Origin of the sequence: Candidatus Pelagibacter sp. HIMB1746, from assembly GCF_052047555.1 — a bacterium.
Taxonomy (GTDB): domain Bacteria; phylum Pseudomonadota; class Alphaproteobacteria; order Pelagibacterales; family Pelagibacteraceae; genus Pelagibacter.
Genome location: NZ_JBNAJZ010000001.1, coordinates 360,446 through 378,283, shown reverse-complemented (window position 1 = coordinate 378,283; position 17,838 = coordinate 360,446). Strand labels below are relative to the sequence as shown.

Here is a 17,838-nt window from a genome sequence, read left to right as displayed (position 1 = left end):
TTTTAGCAGAGTTTAAACTTTATTCAACTGTGACTGATTTGGCTAAGTTTCTTGGCTTATCTATATCATAACCCATTTTCAAAGCTGAATAATATGCAAGCTTTTGAAGTGGAATTGTTAAAAGGAATGGTAATAAATCATCATTAGTATTTTCAACCTCAATAGTTTCCCAAATATTCTCCGAAAAAATTTCATCCTTGCTTTTGTTTGTAATTAAAAGAACTTTAGCGCCTCTTGCTATAACTTCCTGCATGTTTGAAATTGTTTTTTTATAGTAACTATCTCTTGGTGCTAGAACAACAACTGGCATCCCCTCTTCTATTAATGCAAGTGGTCCATGTTTCATTTCACCAGCTGGATAACCCTCTGCATGAACATAAGACAATTCTTTTAGTTTCAATGCTCCTTCTAAAGCTATTGGGAAAGAGAAACCTCTTCCAAGGAACATAGATCCTTTAGCTTCATTGAATGTTGAAGAGATTGCTTGAATATCATTATCTATTAATAAAGTTTTTTCTATTAAGCTTGGTAAACTTTTAAGATCTTTAATTTTTTCTTGATAATTTTTTTTATCAATTTCACCAGATAAAGATCCAATTTTTAAAGCTAAAATATATAAAACAAGTATTTGACCTAAGAAAGCTTTTGTTGATGCAACCCCAATTTCAGGTCCGCAGTGAATTGGTAAAACAAAATTTGAATCTCTTGCTATAGAACTTTCAATTACATTAACTACCGCACATGTTTTCATGTTATTTTCGTTACAAAGATCCAAGGCCGCATAAGTATCTGCAGTCTCACCAGACTGAGAAACAAAAATATATAAACTATCCTTTTTAAATCTATTTTTTCTATATCTAAACTCAGAAGCTATATCTATATTAACATCTAAAGAAGTTAATTCTTCAAACCAATATTTTGCCATTAAACATGAATGATAAGCTGTACCACAACCAATTAAAGTAACTGATTTAATTTCGTTAATTTTCCATGGAAAATTGAAAATATTTATCTCATTATTTACACTATCTAAATACTCTTTGATTCCAGTTTTAATTGTTACAGGCTGCTCTTCTATTTCTTTAGCCATAAAGTGTTTAAAGTCACCCTTATCATAAGTTGACTCATTAGATGATAATTCTAAAATTTTTTTGTTAATTTTCTTGCCCTCTTCATTATAAAAATGAACTTGATCTTTTTTAACAATACAAAACTCTCCATCATCAAGATAAGTAATTTTGTTTGTCATGGATTTTAAAGCATAAGAGTCTGACCCTAGATAATTTTCATTTGGACCATAACCAACAGCTAATGGCGATCCTCTTCTCGCCCCTACAATCAAATCAGGCATATCTTTAAAAATTATACCTAATGCAAAACTTCCATGAAGTTGTTTTAAAGTTTTGGTTAATGCCTCTTCAAGTTCCATAGTTTTTAAATTTTCTGTAATTAAATGAACAATTACCTCGGTATCAGTCTGAGATTTGAAAGCATGGCCTTTATTAATTAGGTATTTTTTTAAAATTGTTGAGTTCTCTATTATTCCATTATGGACAACAGACACATTCTCTGATGAGTGTGGGTGAGCATTAATACTATTAGGAATTCCATGAGTAGCCCATCTGACATGTCCTATCCCTATATTTCCTTTTAAAGATTTTAGATCAAAGTTTTGTTCTAAATTATCAACTCTTCCTTCAGATTTAACTTCATTTAACTGACCATCAAATAAAGTTGCAACCCCAGCAGAGTCATAACCCCTATATTCAAGTTTTTTTAGAGAATTTATTATATTTGCAGAAACAGATTTATTGCTAGATATTCCTATAATTCCACACATAATTTATTTTGTCTTTCTTTTATAATTTTTAATTTCCACTTGTACAGATCTGGTTAGTGCAAGAGTTTTTTTTTTAACATTTTTTGTTATTACAGACCCTGCACCAACAATACTTTCTTTGTCAATTTTTACAGGAGCTACTAAAGATGAATTTGATCCTATGAATACTTTATCTTTAATTATTGTCTTATTTTTTTTTATACCGTCATAATTACAAGTAATTGTTCCGGCACCAACATTTACCATCTTGCCAATATCGCTATCTCCGACATAAGATAAATGATTAATTTTTGATTTATTTCCAACAGTTGATTTTTTAATCTCTACAAAATTACCTACTTTTGAACCTTCTTTAAGAATTGTATCGGGTCTAATTCTTGCATAAGGACCTATCTCAACTTTATTTTCTACTTTACAAGATTCTAAATGTGAAAAAGATTTAATTACTACATTATTTCCTATTTTAACTTTAGAACCAATTACTACATATGGTTCAATTCTAACACCTTTACCAATTTTAGTGTCATTTGAAAAAAAAATAGTTTCAGGACCTGTCATTTTAACACCAGCTTTTAAAAACTTATTTCGAAGTTTGTTTTGATTATTTTGTTGCTTCGTAGGTTTCATCTAGATTTTCTTTACATTAAGTATATATGTTAATTAATTCACAAATTATTTCTTTAAAATACTTTTAATATGAAACAAAAATTTACTGTATTATTTGATTTAGATGGAACATTGGTTGATACAGCACCAGATTTGATGCTTGCTCATAATCATGTAATGAAAAAATTTGGATACCCTACGAAATCACTAAATGATTTAAAAAGTTCAGTTGGAAAAGGTGCGGGTGCTATGATTGGTAGGTCAATATGGAGCCAAGCAAAAAAAGAACTGACCAGTATTAATGAAAAAGTTAAAAGTGATATGACTGATGAGTTCATATCTTATTATGGCAAAAATATTCTAAGAGAAAGTGTTTTAATTAATGGCACAAAAGATTTTTTAAATTGGTGTAAAAATGAAAATATCTCTATGGCTGTATGTACTAACAAAACTGAGCATCTCGCTGTTGATCTTTTAAAAAAAATTGGAATTTATGATTATTTTGAATATGTAGCGGGATATAATACATTTGATTATTGTAAGCCTGATCCAAGACATTTGACTACAGTTATAGAAATTTTAGATGGTGATTTAAAAAAATCTATTATGATTGGAGATAGTGAAACAGATGCTAATTCTGCAAAAGCTGCAGATATTCCAATGATATTGCTTGAGGATGGATATACTGAAAAAAAATCTGATGAAATATACCATAATCACCTAATAAAAGATTTTGTTGGTACTGAAAAAATCATATCTGAATATCTTTAATATTGATTAATTTATTTTAGCTATTAAAACAAAATTACTTATAAGGAGTTATTTTGTTACTACATACAGTTAAAGTTTTTCCATCTAAAATACATTTACCTAAGAAAAAACAACTTGCCTGGAAAATTGCAGAAATTGCAAGTGATAACGCTAAACTTAATAGAGAAGCAATTGAAATGGTAATCAATAGAATTATTGATAATGCTTCGGTTGCTATTGCTTCTTTAAATAGAAGACCAGTAGTTTCATCTAGAGAAATGGCTTTAAAGCATTCTAGAAAAAATGGAGCAACTCTTTTTGGTGTTAATTCAAAATTAAAATTTGATTGTGAATGGGCAGCTTGGTCAAACGGAACTGCTGTAAGAGAACTTGATTTTCATGATACTTTTTTAGCTGCAGATTACAGTCACCCTGGTGACAACATTCCACCACTATTGAGTGTTGCTCAACAAAATAAAAAAAGTGGTCTAGATCTATTAAGAGGAATTATTACTGCTTACGAAGTTCAAGTAAATTTAGTTAAAGGGATTTGTTTACATAAACATAAAGTAGATCACATTGCTCACCTTGGTCCAAGTGTTGCTGCAGGATTAGGATCGATGTTAAAATTAAATACTGAAACAATTTATCAAGCAGTTCAGCAAGCACTGCACACAACTATTTCTACAAGACAATCTAGAAAAGGAGAGATATCTAGTTGGAAAGCATATGCACCTGCACATGCGGGTAAACTTGCAATAGAGGCTGTTGATAGAGTAATGAGGGGTGAAGGTGCTCCAAGTCCAATTTATGAAGGTGAAGATAGTGTAATTGCAAGGATACTTGATGGAAAAAAAGCAAAATATAAAGTTCCATTACCTAAAAAAGGAGAAAGTAAAAAAGCTATATTAGAAACTTATACAAAAGAATATTCTGCAGAGTATCAATCTCAGGCTTTAATAGATCTTGCAAAGAAATTAAAAACTAAAATACCAAATTTAAATCAAATCAAAAAAATAGATATTCATACTAGTCATCATACACATTATGTAATTGGAACAGGTGCAAATGACCCACAAAAAATGGATCCAAATGCAAGTAGAGAAACATTGGATCACTCTATAATGTATATTTTTGCAGTCGCTCTAGAAGATGGTGATTGGCATCATGTAAAATCTTATACAAAATCAAGAGCTAATAGAAAAAGTACTATTAAGATATGGAATTCAATAACAACCTATGAAGATAAAAAATGGACAAAAAAATATCATGATCCAAATCCAAAAAAGAAATCTTTTGGAGCAAAAGTTGTTGTTACATTGAACAGTGGGAAAAAAGTAACTGAAGAACTTGATCGAGCTGATGCTCATCCATATGGAGCAAGACCATTTAAAAGAGAGAATTATATAAATAAATTTTTAACTCTAACAAATGGCATTTTAGATAAAAAAGAGAGTGATCGTTTTTTAAGAAATGTTCAAAATCTAAAAAACTTAAAAGCTGGTCAATTAGACAAACTAAATATTGAGATTAAAAAAAATAAGTTAAAAAGAAATTTGAAAAAAGGTATTTTTTAATGCACTTTGTTGAAAAAGAACCAAGCCAAAAAAGAATTGATTTTGACCAAAAACTTAAATCAAATAAAATTCTAAGAGTTCCTGGAGCTTACAATCCTCTAACAGCGAAATTAATTGAGGAAATTGGTTATGATGCAGTTTACGTATCGGGTGGTGTTATGGCTAATGATCTTGGCTTTCCTGATATTGGTTTAACAACACTTCAAGATGTGAGTACCAGATCTTATTTAATATCTAGGGTAACAAATCTTCCAACAATAGTTGATATAGATACAGGATTTAAATCTTGTAAAGAAACTATAGAGACTTTCGAAGAGTTTGGATTAACTGGTGTTCATTTGGAAGATCAAATTGAAAGAAAAAGATGCGGGCATCTAGATAATAAAGAACTTGTTTCAACAGAGGCCATGGTTTTAAAAATAAAAGAATGTGTGGCTGCAAAAAAAGATCAAAATTTTAAAATTATAGCACGATCAGATGCAAAAAGTGTTGAGGGAATTGATAAAATGATTGATAGATGTAAAGCTTATATTAATGCTGGAGCAGAAATTATATTTCCTGAAGCTTTACATGATGAAAAAGATTTTGAAAAAGTAAGAAAAGAACTTTCATGTTATTTGTTAGCTAATATGACAGAATTTGGTAAATCTAAGTTATTTAATTATAAGGAGTTAGAAAACCTTGGCTATAATATTGTTATATATCCAGTAACTACACAAAGGCTAGCAATGAAAAATGTTGAAGATGGATTAAGAGACATTTATGCAAATGGACATCAAAATAATATAATAGATAAGATGCAGACAAGAAGAAGATTGTATGAATTGGTAGAATACGAAAAATACAATTCTTTAGATGAAAAAATTTATAATTTTAGTACAGAAGGACATGAATAATGAGTGATGATATTAAAAAAGGTTTACTTGGAATTGTTGTAGATGAAACTGAGGTTTCAAAAGTTATGCCGGAGATTAATTCTCTAACTTATAGAGGTTATGCTGCTCAAGATTTATGTGAATACTGCAGATTTGAAGAAGTTGCCTATTTAATTTTAAACAAAGACCTACCTAACACTATCCAATTAAGACAGTTTGAAAAAGAAGAGAGAAACAATAGAGAGCTTACAAAAAATTTATATGAAATTATAAAACACATGCCCAAAAAATCCCATCCAATGGATGTTGCAAGAACAGCTGTTAGTGTAATGGGATTAGAAGATAAAGAAACCTCGAATTCTACCCCAGAGGCTAATATGCGAAAAGCATTGAGAATTTTTGCAAAAACACCCACTGCACTTGCTGCATTTTACAGAATTAGAAGTGGTAAAAAAATAATCAAACCTAAAAAGAATTTAACTTTTGCTGAAAACTTTTTCTATATGTGCTTTGGAAAAGTACCTCAAAAAGAAATTGTTAAAGCTTTTGATGTTTCTCTAATATTGTACGCTGAGCACAGTTTCAATGTTTCAACTTTTACTGCCAGAACGATTACAAGTAGTTTATCTGATATTCATGGAGCAATTACAGGTGCAATTGCTAGTTTAAAAGGTCCATTACATGGTGGTGCTAATGAAGAAGTGATGCACATGATGAACCGAATTAAAAAACCAGAAAATGCATTAAAATGGATTAACAACGCTCTTAAAAATAAAGAAGTGGTTATGGGCTTTGGTCATAGAGTTTATAAATCAGGAGACTCTAGAGTTCCAACTATGAGAAATTATTTTGGTAAAGTTGCTAAAATTAAAAAAGATAAAAAGTTTGAAAAAATTTACGATATTGTTGAAAAAGTTATGATCAAAAAGAAAAATATCCATCCTAATGTGGACTACCCTACTGGTCCAATGTACCATTTAATGGGATTTGATACTGATTTTTTCACACCAATATTTGTTATTTCTAGGATTACTGGTTGGTCAGCACATATTATGGAACAACACGCTGCGAACAAACTTATTAGACCACTTGCTAAATACAAAGGTAGCAAGCATCGAAAAGTAATGGAATTAAATTACAGATAATACAATTAAATTTTTTAACTAAATGCTTCTGCCCAAGTTCCTTGGGTTGACGCTTTAGAATATTCTGTAGCTCTTCCTTCAAAGAAGTTCATGTGCTCTACAGCATTTAACATTGTATCTAACCAAGTTAATGGATTTTTATCAATGTCATATATTGCTTCTAAACCTAACTGGTCTAATCTTCTATTAGCAATAAAACGAATATATTTTTTAATATCATCAGCAGTCAAACCTTGCATTGGACCCATTTGAAAAGCTAAATCGATAAAAGCATCTTCATGCTCAACAATTGTTCTGCATGCTTCATAAATTTCTTTTTTTAATTGTGGTGTCCATGTTTCAGGATTTTCTTTAATGAAATCTTTAAATAATCTGATCATCGAATTGCAATGCAACGTCTCATCTCTTACAGACCAAGTAACAATCTGACCCATTCCTTTCATCTTGTTATGTCTTGGAAAGTTTAACAAAATTGCAAAACTTGCAAATAACTGAAGACCTTCAGTGAAAGCACTAAATACAGCAATTGTTTTTGCAATATCATGATTAGATTTAACATCAAAACCTTGCATGTAATCGTATTTATCTTTCATTTCTTTATACTTCATGAATGCTGAATACTCAGACTCTGGCATACCAATTGTATCTAACAAATGTGAATAAGCAGCAATGTGAACAGTTTCCATTGAAGCAAAAGAAGACATCATCATTAATACTTCAGTTGGTTTAAATACATTCATGTAATGTCTTATGTAACAGTTGCTAACTTCTACATCTGCTTGTGTAAAAAATCTAAAAATTTGTGTTAATAAATTTTTTTCTGATGTTGAAAGATTTTTTTGCCAATCTCTAACATCATCTCCAAGTGGAACTTCTTCTGGTAACCAGTGAATTCTTTGTTGAGTTAGCCATGCATCATAGCACCACGGATATCTAAAAGGTTTATAAACTGGATTTGCAACAAGCAATCCATTATTGTTTTTCTGTGGTTGAATAATTTCTGACTTAACTTTTTCTGCTACTGACATGATAAACACTCCTCGTACTCTGGTTCACTATTTTCGGTTGATTTATTTTTATATACATTAGCCATGATGTCTGTTGACTTAGAGTCGTTAACATTCTCAGCTCTTTGGATTGATTTTGATCTACAATAGTAAAGGCTCTTTAAACCTTTCTTCCACGCATCAAAATGAATTTTATGTAATTCTTTTTTATGAACATCTGCAGGTAAAAATAAGTTAACTGACTGAGCTTGTGAAATAAAAGGAGTTCTGTCTCCGCTCAATTCAATTATCCAACTTTGGTTAAGTTCAAATGCAGTTTTAAATACATCTTTTTCTAAATCAGTTAAGAAATCTAAATGGTTAACTGAGCCCTGGTTTGTAGTAATACTAGACCAGGTTTCCTCATCATTTTTACCGTGACTTTCAAGAATTTCTTCAAGATATCTGTTTCTCACATTAAACGAACCAGATAAAGTTTTGTGAGTATAACTGTTTGCTGCAATGGGCTCTACTCCTGGAGAAGCTCCTCCACAAATAATAGAAATTGATGCTGTTGGTGCAATTGCAGTTTTGTTAGAAAATCTTTCTTGATAGCCATACTCTGCAGCATCAGGACACGCTCCTCTTTCTTCAGCTAAATCTTTAGAAGCTTGATTAACTTTTTCGTGAATGTTTTTAAATATTTTTTTATTCCATGATTTTGCCATTACAGACTCAAGTGGAATTCTATTTTTCTGTAAGAAAGAATGGAAACCCATCACGCCCAAACCAACACTTCTCTCTCTTTCAGCAGAATATTTAGCATCTTTAAATTGTTCAGGAGCTTTGTTAATGAAATCAGATAACACATTATCTAAAAATCTCATTACATCACTAATCATATCTGGATCATCTTTCCATTCTTCATATTTTTCTAAATTTAAAGATGATAAACAGCACACCGCTGTTCTATCTCTACCATCTTTATCAATTCCTGTAGGAAGAGTTATCTCACTGCATAAGTTAGAAGTTTTAACAGTAAGATTTGCTAACTTATGATGTTGAGGAATTTGTCGGTTAACTGTATCTATATAAATTATATAAGGCTCACCAGTTTCAATTCTAGCAGTTAATAATCTTATCCATAAATTTCTTGCAGAAATAGTTTGTTGCACAGTTCCGTCTGCTGGACTTTTTAATGCCCACTGTTCATCTGTTTCAACTGCTCTCATGAAAGCATCTGAAACTAAAACACCATGATGTAAATTTAATGCTTTTCTATTTGGATCTCCACCAGTTGGTCTTCTCATTTCAATAAACTCTTCTATTTCAGGATGATCGATAGGAAGATAACAAGCTGCAGAGCCTCTTCTTAATGAGCCTTGGCTAATTGCCATTGTTAAAGAGTCCATTACTTTAATAAAAGGAATTATTCCTGAAGTTTTTCCAACTCTGCCAATTTTTTCTCCAATAGATCTTAGGTTACCCCAGTAGCTTCCAATTCCTCCACCCTTCGCAGCAAGCCAAACATTCTCACTCCAAAGATCTAAAATTCCACCTAAGCTATCAGATGCTTCATTTAAAAAACATGAAATAGGTAAACCTCTTTTAGTTCCACCGTTTGATAAAACTGGTGTTGCTGGCATAAACCAAAGATTACTTATGTAATTATAAATTCTTTGCGCATGTAAATTATCATCAGCGTAAGTGCTTGCTACTCTTGCAAATAAATCTTGATAAGATTCGTTTAAACCAAGGTACCTATCTTTTAAAGTCGCTTTACCAAAATCTGTAAGATTTGAATCTTTAGAACGATCAATTTTAATTATTATACCTTTGTCGTTTTGAAATAATTCTGTTTCATTATTTAAAGAAAATAAATCAGGCTTATTAGCTTTTGAAACTTCTTTAACTTCTGGGCTATATTCGGAGACAGCTTTCTTGAGGGCTTGAGATAGAATCTTGTTCATATTTGTTATTATATTATTTTAGTTTTGCGAAAACAACTATATGTTGTAGGCGCTTTGATTAAGTATACTAAATAAACGTTTAATCAATGGAACATTTATAGAACGCGACAATATGATTATCAATAAAAAAATAAAATTTTTTTAAAGAAATTAACATAAAAAGAGTAAGTAGTGGATAAATGAGTGAAAATTTAAAAATAGATCCTTATGGTTTTAGAGAATATGACGCCCGTTGGTTGTATGAGAAAGACATAAACTCAGCAGGAATAGAGAATCTCGGCAAAGGACTTGGAACACAAATAAAAAATCACACCAAAAAAGATCATCCTAGAATTATTGTTGGACATGATTACCGATCTTACAGTGAGGAGATAAAAACCTCACTTAAAAAAGGATTAAAGTCAACAGGATGTCATATAGAGGATATTGGTCTTTCATTGTCTCCGATGGTTTATTTTGCACAATTTAATTTAGATGCAGATGCAGTTGCTATGGTTACAGCTAGTCATAATGAAAATGGATGGACAGGTGTAAAAATGGGTATCAAAAAAGGCTTAACTCATGCGCCTGAAGAGATGAGAGAATTAAAAGAAATAACATTGAGTGAAAAGTTTTCAAAAGGTGATGGAAATGAAAAAGAAATAAAAGATTTCGATAAAATTTATAAAAATGACCTAATTAATAAAAACAAAATAAATAAAAAAATTAAAGCTGTAGTTGCTTGTGGCAATGGAACTGCAGGTGTTTTTGCGCCAGATATCTTAAGAGGTATTGGGTGTGAAGTGATCGAGTTAGATTGTAACTTAGACTGGAATTTTCCAAAATACAATCCTAATCCGGAAGATTTAGAAATGCTTCATGAAATTGCTAAAGCGGTTAAAGAAAATAATGCTGATATAGGTTTCGGTTTTGATGGTGATGGAGATCGAGTTGGTGTTATTGACAATGAAGGTAACGAAATATTCTCTGATAAAATTGGTTTACTAATAGCAAGAAACTTATCTACTAAACACAAAAATTCTAAATTTGTTGTTGATGTAAAATCAACAGGTTTGTACTCAAAAGATAAGATTTTATTAGAAAACAATTGTGAAACAATTTATTGGAAAACAGGTCATTCCCATATTAAACGTAAAGTTAACACTGAAAAGGCATTAGCGGGCTTTGAAAAGAGTGGTCATTTCTTTTTCAATCAACCTTTAGGATATGGTTACGACGATGGAATAAATTCAGCCATTCATGTTTGTCATTTATTGGATAATGAAAATAAAAAAATGAGTGAAATTATTAGTGAATTACCAAATACTTTTCAAACACCGACGATGGCTCCATTTTGTAAAGATGAAGAAAAATATCAAGTTGTTGAAGATTTAGTTAAAAAAGTAGAACAATTAAAAAATAATAAAACTAAAATTGATGATCAAGTAATAACTGAAGTTCTAACAGTTAATGGTATAAGATTTTCTTTTGAAGATGGATCTTGGGGATTGATAAGAGCATCATCCAACAAACCTTCACTAGTAATTGTAACTGAAAGCCCAACTTCTGATAATAGAAAGAAGAAAATCTTTGATTTTATTGACGATTTACTCCAAAAAACTGGGAAAATAGGCGAATACGATCAAAAAATTTAGTACTTAATAAAGTTAATTTTCAACTAATAAGTGTTCATAAAACTGTAAAGAATCATTTAAAAATGAGATGAGGTGATGGAGGGAGACTGAAGTCACCTCTTTTTATTTTAGAGCTTTTCTTAATTTATCGACTATTAATTTTAAAGCTGTTTCTGAGTAATTTTTTCCTTTAACGACCCATACAGATAATGGCCATTAACTATCTTTTTTACTTCTAGCAATAATATGTATGTGCAACTGAGGAACAATATTTCCAATTTTTTCTACATTGAGATTCGAAGTTTTAAATAATTTTTTCATTACTTTACTTGCATAAATAATTTCCTTCATTAGCAGAGTTTGATCTTTAGAATTAAGATCGCTTATGTCGGTAATCTTATTTCTTTTGGGAATTAGAATTATCCATGGAAATTTATAATTATCATTTATTCTAATAGCGCTAATTAAGATCAGCAAGATGATGTGAAGTCTTTAAAAATTTCCTATTTAACTTAAACGACATGCTTATAATTTAATATATTCGTAGAAAAATTTAATTGCTACGATTAGTAAGAATATACCAAGTAATTTACTTAATTTTTTTTTATCTATTTTGTGAGCTGTTCTTGCTCCTAGTCTTGCCATAAAAGTTGTTATTGGAATGAATATTAAAAAAGCTGGTACATTTAAAAATCCAATACTAAAAGGTAAATTTGTATTTAAATAACTTCCTGAAATAAAAAAACCTGTAGCACCAAATAGTGCAATTAAAAAACCAATCGCTGCAGCACTTCCAATTGCTTTATTAATTGAATAACCAAAAAATTTAAGGATTGGTACATTCATAACAGCACCACCTATACCTGTTATAACTGAAATAAATCCAACAATTGAACCAAGTATGATTTTTAAATATAATTTCATTTCAGATATTACATTTTGTTCTTTTTCTTTAATCGTAAGTAAATAAATTCCTAAAATGAAGATTACGACCGCGAAAAAAAGTACTAAAGATTTTGTTTTGAAAGATGCAGCAAATATTGTTCCCAAAACAACTCCTACAACTACAAAAATACCGTAGCTTTTGACTACTTTAAAATCGACTGAATTAAATTTATGATGGGTTAACACCGAAACTATTGATGTTGGAATTATTATTGCAAGAGAAGTTCCAACAGCTAAGTGCATTATATATAATTGATCAATTCCAAGTTTGCCAAATATGTAATACAGAAACGGGACAGTTATTAAACCACCACCAATACCAAAAAGGCCAGCTACAAATCCAACTGGAATTGCGGTCAAAACCATTAATAAAACTATATAGATATATTCATTTGCTAAGATTGAACTAAGCAGATTGACCTTCTCTCATATCAACATTGTTGTATTTAATTTTATCCATTATGTGATCAATTTTTTTTACATCAGCATCTCTAACACACATATTTTCACTTAAATATCTTTTCCAATGACTAGCACCAGATTGACCGTGAAATAAACCTAATGTGTGTCTCATGATTTGATTTAACCGAGTTCCTTTTTTTAGCTCATCTTTTACGTAAGGAATTAACTGTTCAATAACGTCTTGCCTACTAGGGACATCCTCATTGTTAAAAATTTCTTTCTCAATATCTGCTAACAAATAAGGTGTATGATAAGCAGCTCTTCCAATCATAACTCCATCTGTTTTTTCTAAATGTGGTTTAATTTGATCAACAGAAGTTATACCCCCATTTATTATTATTTCTTCATTTGGAAAATCTTCTTTTAATTTATAAACAAACTCATATTTTAAAGGTGGAATATTTAGATTTTGTTTAGGTGTAAACTTGCCAAGCATAGCCTTTCTTGCATGAATAATAAAAGTTTTAATACCTGTGGATTTCAGAGTAGATATGAAATTATGTAAGTTTTCATAATCTTCGACATTGTCATATCCAATTCTAGTTTTTATGGTCACAGGTAATTTAGTTTTTGATTGCATTTCAGTTAAACAATCTGCAACTAAGTTTGGCTCTTTCATTAAACAAGCACCAAATCTATTTTTCTCTACTTTTCTACTTGGACAACCTAAATTTAAATTAATTTCATCGTAGCCAAAGTCTTCTCCAACTTTTGTTGCCTCCGCAAGTAACTTAGGTGAAGATCCACCTAATTGAAGTGCTACTGGCTTTTCATTGATATTGAATTCTAGTAATTTTTTTTTATCACCCCTATTGATTGCTTCATCGACAACCATTTCAGTATAAAGAAGTATATTTTTGGAGATTAGTCTTAAAAAATATCGTTCATGACGATCTGTACAGTCCATCATAGGAGCAACTGATACTAACCTATTCATAAACTAAGACTTTATATTATTTTTTTATGAGTTTGAAGCTTCTGGATCTTCAGAAGCAACATCTGCTTCTTGATTTTCTGATTCTGAAACTTCATCTAATGAAACTTCACCTTGTTCATTCATAGTTTCTTGGCCAACTGCAGCATCAACTTCAGGTGCAGCTGTTTCAGACAATTCAGCTAAATCTTCCTTTGATACTTGAATTTTTTCTGGAGTTTTTCTTGCTCTTTTAGATGGTAAAATTGGAGTACCACTCTTTGAAATTTCTCCTTTGTAAAGATTTTCAAAATCATCACCAATATCTTCATCATCCTCTACCCCGTCATCAACTTGTTCAACGTGTTTTCTAAGTTTGTAAACTGCGCTTTCAGTTAAATCTGATACTTTAATTTTCTCTTCAGCAATTTCTCTTAAAGATATCACTGTATTTTTGTCATTATCCCTATCAATTGTTGGTTCTAAACCAGCATTAAGTTGAGTAGCTCTCTCTTTAGCTACTAAAACTAATTCATAAGGACTTTCTACTTTATCTATACAGTCTTCAACGGTAACTCTAGCCATGGCCGGTTGTTTATACCCGAGGCTCAAAAAAATCAAGCGTTTTCTAAATATAAATAGGATTTAGCCTCTTTCTTGTTAAAAATAATAGGGCTAAAGACGAGAATATATAAATCGCAGAAACAATAGCAATTTTTTCAATTGAAAAACCAATGTCAATTAAAACACCAAATAAAGCCGTTCCAAATGCTGTAGAAAATACCATTAAAGCAGTAGTTAAAGCTTTAATTGATCCAATATGTTTCACTCCATAAATTTCAGCCCAAGTAGCTGAACCTAATACATTGGCAAATCCATTTGATATTCCAATCAACCCAAGAAACACAAATGCTATGAGAGATGAATCAAATAGAATAATTACAAAAGTAGATATTAATAATGGGATGTTCATATAAATTAATAATTTTCTACTACTAAATTTATCTATTAATGGACCTGCTAATAATAATGTTGAAACAGTGAATATAGAATAAGACATAAATGATTGTGCAATAGTAAATTCACCCCAACCTTTAGAGCTTGTTACAAAAGATTGGTAAACAAAAACTCCTGTTGCAATCCATGGCATAGCAAGCATGTTTGAACTTATTATATAAAATCTATAATCTTTTAATACTTCAAGTCTTGTCCATTGCTTGATACTTTTATCTTCTTGCTTTTGATTATTGTCAACTTCTCTTGAATCTAAACTTAAGTTTTTAATTAATAAATAAGAAGCTAATGGTAAAAATAAAATTACAATAATTGAAATTGTTAACCAAATATTTTGCCAAGTATATAAAGTTAACAAATAAACAATTAAAACAGGTAAAATAAATTCACCACAAGATAATCCAAACCATCCCGCACTAAGAGCTTTACCTCTTGATTTAGTAAAGTATCTTGAAATTGTTGTGCTTGCAGTGTGAGACATCATTCCTTGACCTGAAAATCTCATAAAAAATATTGCAGCAAATAAAAATGGTATTGAATATATTTTAGAAAAGAAAAAACATGAAAAGGCTAAAAGCGGGATTACAAATAAAGAAAACTTAAATACATTTACATCATCAATTTTTTTTCCCAACCATATAAAAAGTATACTACTAAATAATGTTGCTGAGGCATAAATTGAGCCAAATTGTCCATGGGTAATCGATAAAGTATCTCTTATGCTTGAATTAAATAGTCCAAGAAAAAAACTCTGTCCAAAACTAGAAAAAAATGTAAAGATAAATCCAAATACAATTACTTTTAAACTTAAACTTTTAAACATAGAAAAAAATTATGACTTGTAATGTTGCTTTCATAGGTCTTGGGGTTATGGGCTACCCAATGGCTGGTTATATATCAAAAGCCGGACACAATGTAACTGTTTTTAATAGAACAAAATCTAAAGCTGAAAAATGGGTTGGTGAATACAAGGGTAAAATGGCTGATACTCCTGCTAAAGCAGCAGAAGGTGCAGATTTTATTTTTACATGTGTGGGAAACGATAATGATTTAAGAGAAGTAGCTACAGGAGAAAATGGATTATTTAACACAGCAAAAGCTGGATCAATATTTATTGATAACTCAACTGTATCTGCAGAAGTATCTAGAGAATTATATAAGGCTGCAAAAGATAAAGGTTTTGATTTTTTAGATGCACCTATATCTGGAGGTCAATCTGGTGCTGAAGGTGGAATACTTACTGTAATGGTTGGTGGTGATGAAGAAGTTTTTAAAAAAGCAGAACCAGTAATTGATTGCTACAGTAAAAAAGTAAAATTAATTGGATCTTGTGGAAGTGGACAGCTTACTAAAATGATGAACCAGATGTGTATAGCAGGAGCAGTTCAAGGTTTATCAGAAGCAATTAACTTTGGAATAAATGCAGGTTTAGATATGGACAAAGTAATGGAAACTATATCTAAAGGTGCAGCACAGTCCTGGCAGATGGAAAATAGATATCGAACTATGACTGATGATAAGTTTGATTATGGATTTGCAATTGATTGGATGAGAAAAGATTTAAAAATTGCAATTGAAGAAGCAAAAAGAAATGGTTCGCCTGTGCCAATTACAGAAATCATAGATGGTTACTATGCTGAAGTACAAGAAATGGGTGGTAACCGTTGGGATAGCTCTGCACTTATTGCTAGATTAAAAAAGAAAAAATAATTTGTGACTAATACTGTTCCTTATTATGAGGACTTTAAGGAGATCAAAAAGAAAATTTGGTCTATGTTAGACAGTGCAGTCAAAGACAGAAACTCACCTTTTAGAATACCTGTTTTTATTTGTGGCAGCCAATCTGATTTAGATGGTAGAATTGTAGTTCTTAGAAAATCAGATCATTCTAATAACTTAGTTCAGTATCATAGCGATATTCGCTCAGATAAAATTGAAAAATTAAAATCAAATAAAAATGCAGCGATGTTATTTTATGATAAAGAGGAAAAAATCCAGGTTAGACTAAAAGTAGAGTGTACCATTAATCATAATAACGAAGTTACTAAAGAATCTTGGTCAAAAACCCAACACATATCTAGAAAATGCTATTTGGTTGATAACGGACCAGGAACTGAGTCTGATACTCCTACATCTGGACTTAAGCCTGAGCTTGATAATTTTGATTACACTAAAGAACAAAGTGAAGAAGGTTACAAAAACTTTACTGTTATTCAGTGCAAAATAAAATCAATAGAATGGTTATATTTAGCTGCTAAGGGTCATCGAAGAGCAAAATTTGATTTAGAAAATAATAAAGATACCTGGTTAGTACCTTAAATTCCTTTCACAATTATATTGCTTCCCTCAGAGTTTTGAAGACGTATGTCTTTTACTGGCTTATATTCATCAGAGTGATACCATTCTAAAGCTTTTTCATATGATGGAAATTTAATGATTACTAATCTTGGAAAATTATCTTCACCCTCTACTACTTGGTATTCACCATTTCTAACTAGATATTCTCCACCAAATTTTTTTACAACCTCTGTAACTTTAGCTACATATTCTTTATAGTTTTCTGGGTTTGTTACCTTTAATTGTGCAATCACATAACCTGCTGACATAATCTTCTCCTTTAAAATATTGATTTTGAATACTTCTTCCAGTTATCTTGATAGTGTTTAGTGTTTTCCTCTACAGCTTTTTTTTCTTCCTCAGTCACCTCTCTTACAATTTTTCCAGGTGATCCCACTACTAAAGAGTTATCAGGTATAACTTTATTTTCAGTTATTAGAGCTTTTGCTCCAATGATACAGTTTTTTCCAATATTTGCTTTGTTTAAAATTACTGCACCAATTCCAATTAAACTATTATCTCCAATGGTACACCCATGAAGCATTACTAAATGACCTACAGTAACATTTTTTCCTACTTTTAATGGGCAGCCAGGATCTGTATGTAAAACACTACCATCTTGAATATTAGATCCCTCACCTATGTGAATATTTTCTATATCTCCTCTTAAAACAGCATTAAACCAAATGCTTGTATTTTTCTCCAATGTAACATCTCCAATTATAGTTGCATTAGGAGCTACCCAATTTTCGCCAGAGTTTTTTGGTTTTTTATCTTTTAAATCATAAAACATAATTTATATATT

The 17,838-nt window shown here is 30.6% G+C and carries 17 protein-coding genes and 1 pseudogene; 7 read left to right on the top strand and 11 right to left on the bottom strand.

The features are described from left to right. Nucleotides 1-19 precede the first annotated feature (19 nt). A complete protein-coding gene (gene glmS / locus ACTTBM_RS02060; protein ID WP_440634522.1) occupies nt 20-1,840 on the bottom strand; it encodes a glutamine--fructose-6-phosphate transaminase (isomerizing) in 1,821 nt (606 codons plus the stop codon). Nucleotides 1,841-1,843: 3 nt separating this feature from the next. Further along, a complete protein-coding gene (locus ACTTBM_RS02055; RefSeq protein ID WP_440634521.1) occupies nt 1,844-2,467 on the bottom strand; it encodes a DapH/DapD/GlmU-related protein in 624 nt (207 codons plus the stop codon). 69 nt (nt 2,468-2,536) lie between these two features. Here ACTTBM_RS02055 and ACTTBM_RS02050 point away from each other — a divergent pair, with 69 nt between their 5' ends. The 4 genes from ACTTBM_RS02050 to ACTTBM_RS02035 are packed head-to-tail and all read left to right on the top strand — an operon-like array spanning nt 2,537 to nt 6,793. Further along, the gene (locus tag ACTTBM_RS02050) at nt 2,537-3,217 is read left to right on the top strand and encodes an HAD-IA family hydrolase (RefSeq protein ID WP_440634520.1); all 681 of its coding nucleotides are present in this window, start codon (nt 2,537-2,539) and stop codon (nt 3,215-3,217) included. A 53-nt stretch (nt 3,218-3,270) separates the two neighbouring features. Continuing rightward, the gene (locus ACTTBM_RS02045; RefSeq protein WP_440634519.1) at nt 3,271-4,773 is read left to right on the top strand and encodes an MmgE/PrpD family protein; all 1,503 of its coding nucleotides are present in this window, start codon (nt 3,271-3,273) and stop codon (nt 4,771-4,773) included. Then, nucleotides 4,773-5,669, top strand: coding sequence for a methylisocitrate lyase (gene prpB, locus ACTTBM_RS02040; protein WP_440634518.1), 897 nt, complete (start codon nt 4,773-4,775; stop codon nt 5,667-5,669). The genes ACTTBM_RS02045 and prpB overlap by 1 nt, the downstream gene beginning before the upstream one ends. Further along, nucleotides 5,669-6,793, top strand: coding sequence for a bifunctional 2-methylcitrate synthase/citrate synthase (locus ACTTBM_RS02035; protein WP_440634517.1), 1,125 nt, complete (start codon nt 5,669-5,671; stop codon nt 6,791-6,793). Before prpB ends, ACTTBM_RS02035 begins: the two co-directional genes overlap by 1 nt. Before the next feature lie 14 nt (nt 6,794-6,807). Here ACTTBM_RS02035 and ACTTBM_RS02030 read toward each other — a convergent pair whose 3' ends face one another. Both ACTTBM_RS02030 and ACTTBM_RS02025 read right to left on the bottom strand, forming a co-directional pair. Continuing rightward, nucleotides 6,808-7,821, bottom strand: coding sequence for a ribonucleotide-diphosphate reductase subunit beta (locus ACTTBM_RS02030; protein WP_440634516.1), 1,014 nt, complete (start codon nt 7,819-7,821; stop codon nt 6,808-6,810). After that, nucleotides 7,812-9,749, bottom strand: a complete 1,938-nt coding sequence (locus ACTTBM_RS02025) for a ribonucleoside-diphosphate reductase subunit alpha (RefSeq protein WP_440634515.1) — start codon at nt 9,747-9,749, stop codon at nt 7,812-7,814. Before ACTTBM_RS02025 ends, ACTTBM_RS02030 begins: the two co-directional genes overlap by 10 nt. Nucleotides 9,750-9,928: 179 nt before the next feature. On the opposite strand from ACTTBM_RS02025, the gene ACTTBM_RS02020 reads away from it, so the two are divergent. Continuing rightward, entirely contained in the window at nt 9,929-11,383 is a 1,455-nt protein-coding gene (locus tag ACTTBM_RS02020) for a phosphomannomutase/phosphoglucomutase (RefSeq protein ID WP_440634514.1), read from the top strand. Between the two features lie 195 nt (nt 11,384-11,578). Here the strand turns inward: ACTTBM_RS02020 and ACTTBM_RS02015 are convergent, their stop codons facing one another. From ACTTBM_RS02015 to ACTTBM_RS01995, 5 genes and pseudogenes are all read right to left on the bottom strand, one after another. Next, on the bottom strand, nt 11,579-11,839 hold the full coding sequence (locus ACTTBM_RS02015; RefSeq protein WP_440634513.1) for an HIT domain-containing protein: 261 nt from the start codon (nt 11,837-11,839) through the stop codon (nt 11,579-11,581). Between the two features lie 48 nt (nt 11,840-11,887). After that, nucleotides 11,888-12,673, bottom strand: a complete 786-nt coding sequence (locus ACTTBM_RS02010; protein ID WP_440634512.1) for a sulfite exporter TauE/SafE family protein — start codon at nt 12,671-12,673, stop codon at nt 11,888-11,890. Between the two features lie 40 nt (nt 12,674-12,713). Then, entirely contained in the window at nt 12,714-13,706 is a 993-nt protein-coding gene (gene dusA / locus ACTTBM_RS02005) for a tRNA dihydrouridine(20/20a) synthase DusA (protein WP_440634511.1), read from the bottom strand. A 180-nt stretch (nt 13,707-13,886) separates the two neighbouring features. Continuing rightward, nucleotides 13,887-14,267: pseudogene (rpoZ, locus tag ACTTBM_RS02000) on the bottom strand (DNA-directed RNA polymerase subunit omega); the annotation flags it as partial. 43 nt (nt 14,268-14,310) lie between these two features. Then, nucleotides 14,311-15,519: an MFS transporter gene (locus ACTTBM_RS01995; RefSeq protein WP_440634510.1), complete on the bottom strand. Its 1,209-nt coding sequence runs from the start codon at nt 15,517-15,519 to the stop codon at nt 14,311-14,313. Between the two features lie 11 nt (nt 15,520-15,530). Here ACTTBM_RS01995 and ACTTBM_RS01990 point away from each other — a divergent pair, with 11 nt between their 5' ends. Then, complete coding sequence (locus tag ACTTBM_RS01990; protein WP_440634509.1) at nt 15,531-16,406, top strand: NAD(P)-dependent oxidoreductase; 876 nt, start codon at nt 15,531-15,533, stop codon at nt 16,404-16,406. A gap of 3 nt (nt 16,407-16,409) precedes the next feature. Continuing rightward, nucleotides 16,410-17,015 (top strand): flavin-binding protein, encoded by a 606-nt coding sequence (locus ACTTBM_RS01985; RefSeq protein ID WP_440634508.1) that lies wholly within the window; start codon nt 16,410-16,412, stop codon nt 17,013-17,015. Here ACTTBM_RS01985 and ACTTBM_RS01980 read toward each other — a convergent pair. Together ACTTBM_RS01980 and ACTTBM_RS01975 are read right to left on the bottom strand one after the other, a co-directional pair. Then, on the bottom strand, nt 17,012-17,302 hold the full coding sequence (locus ACTTBM_RS01980) for a DUF1330 domain-containing protein (RefSeq protein WP_262589034.1): 291 nt from the start codon (nt 17,300-17,302) through the stop codon (nt 17,012-17,014). The two genes, ACTTBM_RS01985 and ACTTBM_RS01980, sit on opposite strands and share 4 nt — an antisense overlap. Nucleotides 17,303-17,313: 11 nt before the next feature. Continuing rightward, nucleotides 17,314-17,826, bottom strand: coding sequence for a gamma carbonic anhydrase family protein (locus tag ACTTBM_RS01975; RefSeq protein ID WP_262589033.1), 513 nt, complete (start codon nt 17,824-17,826; stop codon nt 17,314-17,316). Nucleotides 17,827-17,838: the final 12 nt, after the last annotated feature.

Bases quoted from the DNA above. Each gene is read 5' to 3' on its own strand.
- glmS (WP_440634522.1), bottom strand. From the start codon at position 1,840: ATGTGTGGAATTATAGGAATATCTAGCAATAAATCTGTTTCTGCAAAT.
- ACTTBM_RS02055 (WP_440634521.1), bottom strand. From the start codon at position 2,467: ATGAAACCTACGAAGCAACAAAATAATCAAAACAAACTTCGAAATAAG.
- ACTTBM_RS02050 (WP_440634520.1), top strand. From the start codon at position 2,537: ATGAAACAAAAATTTACTGTATTATTTGATTTAGATGGAACATTGGTT.
- prpB (WP_440634518.1), top strand. From the start codon at position 4,773: ATGCACTTTGTTGAAAAAGAACCAAGCCAAAAAAGAATTGATTTTGAC.
- ACTTBM_RS02035 (WP_440634517.1), top strand. From the start codon at position 5,669: ATGAGTGATGATATTAAAAAAGGTTTACTTGGAATTGTTGTAGATGAA.
- ACTTBM_RS02030 (WP_440634516.1), bottom strand. From the start codon at position 7,821: ATGTCAGTAGCAGAAAAAGTTAAGTCAGAAATTATTCAACCACAGAAA.
- ACTTBM_RS02025 (WP_440634515.1), bottom strand. From the start codon at position 9,749: ATGAACAAGATTCTATCTCAAGCCCTCAAGAAAGCTGTCTCCGAATAT.
- ACTTBM_RS02020 (WP_440634514.1), top strand. From the start codon at position 9,929: ATGAGTGAAAATTTAAAAATAGATCCTTATGGTTTTAGAGAATATGAC.
- ACTTBM_RS02010 (WP_440634512.1), bottom strand. From the start codon at position 12,673: ATGGTTTTGACCGCAATTCCAGTTGGATTTGTAGCTGGCCTTTTTGGT.
- dusA (WP_440634511.1), bottom strand. From the start codon at position 13,706: ATGAATAGGTTAGTATCAGTTGCTCCTATGATGGACTGTACAGATCGT.
- ACTTBM_RS01995 (WP_440634510.1), bottom strand. From the start codon at position 15,519: ATGTTTAAAAGTTTAAGTTTAAAAGTAATTGTATTTGGATTTATCTTT.
- ACTTBM_RS01990 (WP_440634509.1), top strand. From the start codon at position 15,531: ATGACTTGTAATGTTGCTTTCATAGGTCTTGGGGTTATGGGCTACCCA.
- ACTTBM_RS01980 (WP_262589034.1), bottom strand. From the start codon at position 17,302: ATGTCAGCAGGTTATGTGATTGCACAATTAAAGGTAACAAACCCAGAA.
- ACTTBM_RS01975 (WP_262589033.1), bottom strand. From the start codon at position 17,826: ATGTTTTATGATTTAAAAGATAAAAAACCAAAAAACTCTGGCGAAAAT.